At 43.0% G+C, this 9,102-nt stretch carries 7 protein-coding genes; 6 read left to right on the forward strand and 1 reads right to left on the reverse strand.

Features of this window, described 5'->3' with window-relative positions; genetic code table 11:
* Positions 1-14 precede the first annotated feature (14 nt).
* On the forward strand, positions 15-818 hold the full coding sequence (locus tag ACOYVE_RS12705; protein ID WP_014856162.1) for a sterol desaturase family protein: 804 nt from the start codon (positions 15-17) through the stop codon (positions 816-818).
* A gap of 26 nt (positions 819-844) precedes the next feature.
* On the opposite strand, the gene ACOYVE_RS12710 is transcribed toward ACOYVE_RS12705, so the two are convergent.
* On the reverse strand, positions 845-2,416 hold the full coding sequence (locus ACOYVE_RS12710) for a DUF4139 domain-containing protein (RefSeq protein WP_014856163.1): 1,572 nt from the start codon (positions 2,414-2,416) through the stop codon (positions 845-847).
* 136 nt (positions 2,417-2,552) lie between these two features.
* On the opposite strand from ACOYVE_RS12710, the gene ACOYVE_RS12715 reads away from it, so the two are divergent.
* The 5 genes from ACOYVE_RS12715 to ACOYVE_RS12735 are packed head-to-tail and all read left to right on the forward strand — an operon-like array spanning position 2,553 to position 8,628.
* Positions 2,553-4,067 carry a two-component system sensor histidine kinase NtrB gene (locus ACOYVE_RS12715; protein ID WP_014856164.1) on the forward strand — a complete coding sequence of 505 codons (1,515 nt, stop codon included), beginning with the start codon at positions 2,553-2,555 and terminating at the stop codon, positions 4,065-4,067.
* Positions 4,068-4,071: 4 nt separating this feature from the next.
* Positions 4,072-5,448 carry a sigma-54-dependent transcriptional regulator gene (locus ACOYVE_RS12720; RefSeq protein ID WP_014856165.1) on the forward strand — a complete coding sequence of 459 codons (1,377 nt, stop codon included), beginning with the start codon at positions 4,072-4,074 and terminating at the stop codon, positions 5,446-5,448.
* A gap of 18 nt (positions 5,449-5,466) precedes the next feature.
* The gene (locus ACOYVE_RS12725; protein ID WP_014856166.1) at positions 5,467-5,817 is read left to right on the forward strand and encodes a cupin domain-containing protein; all 351 of its coding nucleotides are present in this window, start codon (positions 5,467-5,469) and stop codon (positions 5,815-5,817) included.
* 8 nt (positions 5,818-5,825) lie between these two features.
* Positions 5,826-7,190, forward strand: a complete 1,365-nt coding sequence (locus ACOYVE_RS12730; RefSeq protein WP_014856167.1) for a M16 family metallopeptidase — start codon at positions 5,826-5,828, stop codon at positions 7,188-7,190.
* A gap of 1 nt (position 7,191) precedes the next feature.
* Complete coding sequence (locus ACOYVE_RS12735) at positions 7,192-8,628, forward strand: M16 family metallopeptidase (RefSeq protein ID WP_422882286.1); 1,437 nt, start codon at positions 7,192-7,194, stop codon at positions 8,626-8,628.
* Positions 8,629-9,102 lie beyond the last annotated feature (474 nt).

Consider the following 9,102-nt stretch of genomic DNA (forward strand, 5'->3'; position numbering starts at 1 on the left):
AATAATTGCGAAGTATGGAATTCGAATCGTATGAATTAATATCGTATGCGGTTATCGTTATGACCGCGGTTTTGTTCGTCTTGCTCGAAAGGATATTTCCTTACAATAAAGGGCAGGAAGCGCTGCGCAAAGGATTCTTTGACGATTTGGCGTTCTACACAATCGCGCAAAGCTACATACTCGGTATTTTTATATTTACCGTAATCATAAATGGAATCGATAATGCTACCGGCTTGTCGCGGCTCGGTTTGTTTGCCAATGTACCGATCTGGATTCAGTTAATCTTTTTTACCGTAACGCACGATTTTTATATCTATTGGATGCACAGGTGGCAGCATCGAAATAAATTCTTATGGCGGCTTCACGAAGCGCATCATTCGCCGCAAAAAGTCGATTGGCTTTCGGGATCGAGAAGCCATGCGTTCGAAATCCTTATAAATCAGACCGTGGAGTTTATGCCGATAGTTTTGCTCGGTTCGCCGCCGGAAGTAATTGCGTACAAAGGAGTAATTAGCGCGGTCTGGGGAATGTATATCCATTCGAATCTGAATGTACGGACGGGCAGGTTACAATACGTTATTAACGGACCGGAGATGCACCGTTGGCACCACACTACCGGCAAAGGCAGAAACAGGAATTTTGCAACCAAACTTGCCATATGGGATTGGCTCTTCAATTCGGCTTTCTTGCCAGGCGATAAAGCCGAGCAGTACGGATTAAAAACGTTTTTTCCCGACAACTATTTCAAGCAGTTTCTTTTCGCATTCAGACCCTTTAAGAAAAAGAAAAACAGCCTGCTCGACAGATTGTTTCGCTGAAAATCGGGCAGACTGACTGATTAAGATTACAATCCCGGAATTATTTTGTCGCCGGGGTATTGGACGGAAAAAGTATATCGCGCTGTTTTTGTTTCTTCCGGTTCCAGTTTTACCTTCCACTCGATAATTCCCGTGGAGGGATTAAAACTTGCCCCGCCGCTTTCAATGAGCTCTACTTTAATATCTTCGTTCTTTGACACGGGGATGTTGTCCTGCAACGTAATCTCAACCGGTATTCTTTTCTTGTTATTCAACGATAATTCGTAAGTAAAACTACGCACGACATTTTTACTGAGGAATTTACCTTCTTTATAATCCCTTATTAATTTTCTTTTGGCAATTACAGATTGGTCTCGTCCCGCTGAAATCCGGAGAGTATCCGAGGCGGTATTTGTTTCGATGTAGCTTTTTCCGGCGTACGTGTTTTCGAGATAAATATTGACTTCGCCTTCGAGCAAATCGAATTGTTTCCAGTTAACTAAATCGATAACCAAGAAGGCGTTTTCGTCGTGCTTGGGAACGGCGTAATATTTATAGTAAGCTTCGGCTTCGAAATCGTTTATCAGTACGGAATGCGGTATGCCGTCGGAAGGGATTGTATAGCTTAAGGCGGGCACAAAATCGGTCGTTAATATGTTTTGTTCCTGCCGGAAGGATTGGGTTAAAACGGCATTATTAAGAACGTCTTCCGACGCAATTGCCGCGGTTTCTCTCTTCAATTTCGGCGCAGCTCCGTAATAAACCGGTTGATCGTAAAAATCGATCATCCACGTATTCAGCTCCGGTTTTATGTTGCTTCTTTGCGGATTTCGCGTAGACAGAATTACTTTTACATTTCGCCAATCTATTCCGCTCCGCTGCCGTATATCTGCTTTGTACGAAATCACCGGAGGCTCCCGCAGATTATTAATTCTTATGTCGTAATTGGGACGCCAGCCCGCGTCGTCTGTCATATAAGAGACGTCGATTGACACGGACTGATCCGAAGGCGAGAGGAGCGCGATTTTTAAGTCGTGCTGCGGGCGTGAATCTTTGAGGTGTTCGATTTGCTTCTTCAATTTTTCGATATTGTTTTTTATAGTTTCATTGGCTGCGTCGAGTTTTCGAATGGCGGCTTTAATTTCGGTCAAACGTTCGCCGTAATATCTTCCCAATTTTTTAATATTGTCGATCAAACGGGAGGCGTCGCTTTCTTTTAATTCTTTATTGGCGACTATCAATTCCCATTCGGCTTTCAGGATATCTATCCCGTCGTTATTGTCCTTTAATTTTTCTTCGAGGATTTTCAAAGAATCTTCCAGACTTTTGATCCTTTCGCCGTTAACGTTCTTTTTCAGGAAATTGATTTCTTTTGTAATCGAAAGTATTGACACGTCCCCGTCGATTTTAATATTGACGCTGGCAGGGTCGAAATTCCCGGCAAGTCCTTCCAGGAAAATTTCGTTCTCGCCTTTATTTAATTTCACTGCGGCGGTATGTTTCAATTCCGCTCCGTTGATGTAAACTTTTACTTCCTTAAGATTTGTCTTAGCCGTTTGGGCGGGAAAGAGATTTACGCTGTGGAAAACCGTCAGTAATACAAATAAAATTCGTTTCATTCTTTGCCTCTTATCTGTTGGTTTTTTATACCCGGCTTTTTGACCGCCGGTTCCTCAATAACGTCTTTATATTGAACGGGTCTTTATTTATCTTTGTAAATCGATTTAATGCGTTGAAACGGTCAGAAAGCATGCAATGAAAAAGTTATTAATTGAATTTCTCAAAAAACATTTCAAGGAAATCGCCTCGAATTGGGCTGCCAAACTAAAACAACTTTTCAAAGATAAACTTTCGGATTCTCAAATAGAAACATTTACCGAAAGTTCTTTGCTTACGTTTATCGACGTTCTGGAAGAAGGCGACTATAAAATAGCGGATTTATACCTGATCGAAATATACACGCTCTGCTCGAATCTGAATATGAGTTTAATCGACGTCAGCCAGCTTTTCAGCCAGGGCAGATATGCCATCCTCAATATTATCGAAACCGAACTGACGGGTTATAACGATCCGATAATTCTTCTCGGATTTATCGACGAAATAATCGAGCAGCTTTATGCGCGGTACAGTATGCTTCATCAGGAAGCCAAGATGAACGAACTGAAACACGACCGCGACCGTCTGGCTTCCAAACTCGAATTGAGCCAGCAATACCTTAAAAATATACTTCACACTTCCGATTCGGCCATTATGATGGTGGACGAAAACGAAACGTTCATCGCCTGGAATAAAGGCGCCGAAAGAATTTTCGGATATACAGAAGAAGAAATTATAGGAAAGCCGTCCTCGTTTCTTTTGCCCGAAGGAGAAAAATATCAAAACGAATTGAAGGAAATTCAGGAAGAAGTAAAGGAAGGAGCGACAAAAATTCTCGAAACGGAGAGAAGGACGAAAGACGGCAGAATACTGAGCGTAAAACTGAGCGTGTCGAAATTGCCCGGGAGCAACGGCGGTTACGCCGGCAGGTCGATAATTATTAAAGACTTTACCGAGTTCAAAAAGCTGCAGGCTCAAATCGACCAGTCGGAAAAATTAGCCGTCATTGGTCAACTGGCGGCGGGAGTGGCGCACGAAATCGGCAATCCGCTGGCTTCTATTTCGTCGCTCGTTCAAATTCTACAACGAAAAAGCAACGACCCTTTTTTTACGGAACAATTGTCCAACATCAAGGAAAACATCGACAGAATTTCAAAAATCGTTAGAGAACTCGTCGACTTTTCTAGACCTCCGAGTTACGAAAAATCGATGAGCGACATTACGGATATAATCAAAACCGCATTGGGGATTGTTAAATACGATAAACGCGTTAAAAAAGTAAAATTCGAAACCGACTTGAAAGAATCGCTGCCGAGAATTAATATAGCTACGGATCAGATCCTCCAGGTCTTCGTAAACATATTGATTAACGCTCTCGACGCCATTGAAGGCAACGGTCGCATTACGGTTAAATCCGATTACGACAGAGAATTCATCTACGTCAGTTTCTCGGACGACGGCTGCGGTATGGACGAAAACACCGTCAAACAAATTTTCGACCCGTTCTTTACAACAAAAGAAGTGGGCAAAGGCACCGGACTCGGACTATCAGTCAGTTACGGTATAATCAAACAATACAACGGAGAAATAACCGTCGAAAGTAAGTTGAACGAAGGCAGCACTTTTACGGTTAAAATCCCGATCAAAGAAAACACGAAAAGTAATATGAGGTAAATTTATGGCAGCCAGAATTTTAATTGCAGACGATGAAAAACCGATCAGAGATTCGTTGAAAATGGTTCTCGAAGACGAAGGCTATTCGACCGACGTTGTCGGCGACGGCGAAGAAGCTCTGGAAAAAATTAAATCGGATAAATTCGACATCGTTATTACAGATATAAAAATGCCCAAACTCGACGGCATTCAATTGCTAGAACAAGCGTCGAAAATATCTCCGGAAACTTTTTTTGTGATAATGACTGCCTACGCATCGGTCAACACTGCAATCGACGCATTGCGCCAGGGCGCTTACGACTATCTCATTAAGCCGGTTGAATTCGACGACTTGATTATCAGAATTAAAAGACTGCTCGAATACAAGAATCTCGCTTTCGAAAATAAATCCCTCAGACAACGTATTTCTACGGAAGCGGATTTTTCAAATCTGATCGGAAAGAGCGAACCGATGCGGAAAGTATTTTCGATTATTACCCAGGTCGCTCCTACAAACAGCAACGTTCTGATTATCGGTAAAAGCGGAACGGGTAAGGAACTCGTAGCAAAAGCAATTCATTATAACAGCAACAGAAGGGACAAAATGTTCCTGCCGATTAACTGCGGCGCCATTTCGGAAAATCTTATCGAGAGCGAATTATTCGGACATAAAAAAGGCTCTTTTACCGGCGCGACGGAAGACAAGCTCGGGCTTTTCAAAGTTGCCGACGGCGGCACGCTCTTCCTGGACGAAATCGGCGACCTGCCTTTGAATATGCAGGTTAAACTTCTGCGGGCGATTGAAGACCGAGCCTTTATTCCCGTCGGCGGCGTTAAACCCGTAAGCACCGACGTTAGAATTATTGCGGCTACAAATCAGAACTTGTATGAAAAAACAAAAACCGGCGAGTTCAGGGAAGACCTCTATTATCGTTTGAACGTTGTCGAAATCAATCTGCCCGCATTGAACGAAAGGAAAGAAGACATTCCGTTGCTCGTTAATCATTTTATCGAGAAATACAGCAAGGAAATGGGAAAAAAAATAATCGGCACAGACAACGATACGATGCGAATTCTGTTGAATCACGAATGGCCCGGCGGCGTAAGAGAACTCGAGAACGTAATTGAAAGAGCTATTATTTTCAGCAGCAAGGAGCTGATTACAGTCGAGAATTTGCCCGAATATCTGAAAGGCGTGCCGATGGCGCACGACTATCCCGACTCGCTCAAAGAAGCGATGCGAAGTTTCGAACGCGAACATATTCTTAAAGTGATGAAAAAATACGACTACAATAAGGACGAAGTAGCCAAAGCGCTCGAAATCGGACTATCGTCTCTCTACAGAAAAATGGACGAATTGAATATTCCGACTAAATTGTCGCAGGAGGAAGATAATCTTTAATCAAACAGGAGAATTTAAATGGAAAAAGATTTTGGCGTAACAGGGTTTATCGAAAACGGAAATTATCAGTGGGAGAATGTCGGCGAAGGAGTTAAAAGGAAAATACTCGGATACGACAAAGACCTGATGCTCGTACTCGTTGAGTTCGATAAAGGAGCTGTCGGGTATACTCACAAGCACCCGCACAAGCAAATCTCTTATATTGTCAAAGGGTCGTTCGAAGTCGAAATCGAAGGACAAAAAAAAGTTCTTAAAGCGGGCGACGTTTTCTTCGTTCAGCCGGACCTCAATCATTCGGTGCTTGCGCTCGAAGACAGCGCGCTGATAGACGTCTTCAATCCTTACAGAGAAGATTTTATCAAACAATAAGGTCGAAAATGAAAAAATTTATTTTGTTTACGGCTATGCTTGTCTTTTCCTCGGCGGTATCAGCCCAGATTAATATTCCTTATACTCATTATCGTTTACAGAACGGGCTGAACGTTATACTGCACGAAGATCATACGACTCCTACGGTTTCCGTCAATATCTGGTATCATGTCGGTTCGGGATACGAAAAGCCGGGGAGAACCGGATTCGCGCATCTATTCGAACATCTTATGTTTGAGGGTTCCAAGAACGTTCAAGAAGGCGAATTCGACAAACTGCTCGAAGCCGCGGGCGGGCAGAACAACGGCTCGACTACGGAAGACCGAACTAATTATTACGAAGATATTCCGTCGAACGCTCTTGAACTTGCGCTCTTTTTGGAATCCGATCGAATGGGATATCTTCTCGACGCAATGACTCCCGAAAAAGTAAACGGGCAGAGAGAAGTCGTTAAAAACGAGAGAAGACAAAGCTACGAAAACAGACCTTACGGACTTGCATGGGAAACAATCTATAAAAATTTGTATCCGGAAGGTCATCCTTATTCCTGGCCGGTAATCGGATCGATGGCCGACCTCGACGCCGCTTCATACGAAGATGTGGTTGAATTCTTCAAAACTTATTATGCGCCTAACAACGCTTCGCTCGTTATTGCCGGAGATATCGATCCGGAAGAAACTTTGAAGCTGGTTGAAAAGTGGTTTGGCGAAATTCCCGCAGGCAAACCAGTACCGCCGTTGAATCCCGCTGCGGCGGTTTTGAACGTAAATAAATTCGTTACTCTTGAAGACAGAGTTCAGCTGCCCAGAATATATATGGCATGGATAACTCCTCCGCGTTTCTCGCCGGGCGACGCCGAAATGGATTTGCTTGCCAATATTCTTGCCGGCGGCAAAAATTCGAGATTGTATAAAAGACTGGTCTATGATCTCCAGATAGCGCAGGACGTGTCGGCGTTCCAAAGCTCGTCAAAATTATCTTCGCAGTTTTTTATTATTGCTACGGCGCGAGCCGGTCATAATTTGAATGAAATCAAATCGGTAATAGAAGAAGAAATTGAAAAGCTGAAATCCGATAACCCGACCGAAAGGGAATTGCAGCGCGCCGTTAATCAGTACGAAGCTTCTTTCCTCAGGAATCTCGAAAAACCGGGAGGCTTTCGCGGTAAAGCCAATCAGTTGAACGAATACTTTTATTACGCAAATAATCCGGATTATGCCAACGAAGATTTTAATCGTTATAAAGCGCTCAGCCCGGACGATTTGAAAAACGCAGCGCGTGTTTTTCTAAAGAAAAACGGAAAAGTAGTTTTAAGCATTGTGCCCAAAGGAAAAACGGAAATGGCTGCGGACGAACATGTGGAGGGAAAATAAGATGAAAAAGTTAATATTGATTCTCGTTTTGGCGTTAACGGCGTTGACTATCAACGCGCAAAAAGTTGATCGGTCGAATCCTCCTGAACTGCCGCCGCCGAAAGGTTTGCAATTACCCGCCGTTCAAGAATTCAACCTTCAAAACGGCTTGAAAGTTTATCTGATGGAAAAACATCAGGTGCCCCTCATTCAGTTGAATTTAATATTAAAAGCCGGTTCTTTGAACGATCCGGAAGGTAAAGAAGGCTTGACCGATATTGTGTTCGACATGCTCGACGAAGGCGCCGGCGGTATGAACGCGCTTCAAATTGCGGACGAGATCGATTTCCTCGGAGCGAATCTGAATATCGGTTCTTCTCTCTTTACATCGAGTATCGGTTTGAATGTGCCCGTGTCTAAATTTAACGATGCCCTCAAAATTGTAAGTAAGATATTACTCGAACCGGATTTCCCGGAAGCTGAATTGGCAAGATTAAAAAAAGAACGCCTTACGACATTAATGCAGTGGCGCGACCAGCCGAATGCTATTGCAAGAGTCGCATTCAATAAATTATTGTTCGGAAGTCATCCGTACGGCAGAGTAGAAATCGGCACGGAAGAATCAATCAAGAGTTTTACGACTGAGGATATAAGGAATTACTACAATAAATATTTTGCGCCGGATAATTCGTTCATTGTGGCAGTCGGAGATATCGATAAACAGAAGCTCGAAAAATTATTGAATGAATATTTCTCCGAATGGAATAAAAAGGGAGAAAAAAATCTTAAAACCGAAACGCCCCGGAACTCTAACTCGGGTAAAATATTTCTGATAGACAAGCCGGGCGCGGCTCAATCGGTCATTTATATCGGAGATATTGCGCCATCGCGTACGACGCCGGATTATTTTTCCATCGGCGTTATGAATACAATCCTCGGCGGTTCTTTTACGTCGCGGCTCAATAATAATTTGAGAGAAGAACACGGATATACTTACGGCGCCGGTTCCAGATTTATATTCCGTCCCGTCGGAGGATTTTTCATTGCGTATTCATCGGTCCAAACCGAAGTGACCGACAAAGCATTGCAAGAATTCTTCAAAGAATTGAACGGCATACGCCAGCCCATTCCCACCGAAGAAATCAACAGGGCGAAGAATTATACCGCTCTCGGCTATCCCAATAATTTCCAGACGGTTTCTGGAATAGCGGGAGAGCTGGAAGAATTGGTTTATTACAATTTGCCTAAAGATTATTTCAATAAGTATATCGATAATATCCTTTCGGTTAAAGACGAAGAAGTTAACATTGCCGCAAGAAAATATATCAATCCGGACAAGATGCTTGTTGTTATCGTCGGGGATAAGGCGCGAATCGCCGAAGGAATTAAAAAGCTGAATCTGGGCGAAGTTATCGAAATGAACGTGGATGATGTTTTGGGTAAAGCGCCGGAAATGTGATGAGTTGTTTGCACTATTGCCAAGATTACCAAATTGCAGGATTTGCAAATTAAGAAATTAGTTTCTTTGTGCTGGAGTTACGGCGTTTTTAGTTTGTTAGTTTTTAAAAATATATTTTTTGTGCCCCGGTTTTAAGCCGGGGTTGTTTTATAAATTCTCGTATATCCTTTTGGAGAAATTACCCCGCCTGCAGCGGGGTCAGTATGACAATTCCCTAATCCCTGATCCCTAACTCTGGGGAATCCGACAGAGGCGGTATCGACGAATCTGTAAGTCAAAGATTCTTCCCCCGTCTGCGACGGGATTCAGAATGACACAATTCTATAATGCCTTGCGCTCTCCGTGTTCTTGTATGTTAAAAGTATAAAAAGTTCTTTGAAATAATGAATAAGTTTATTTCCTTGACGGAAGAGAAGGTTTGCGCCTTGGGCTTTGAGCCCGTCGCTAAGTTTTTTCCTTCCGTTCAGGTAAAAG

Source organism: Melioribacter sp. (assembly GCF_049325435.1).
Lineage (GTDB): Bacteria > Bacteroidota > Ignavibacteria > Ignavibacteriales > Melioribacteraceae > Melioribacter > Melioribacter roseus.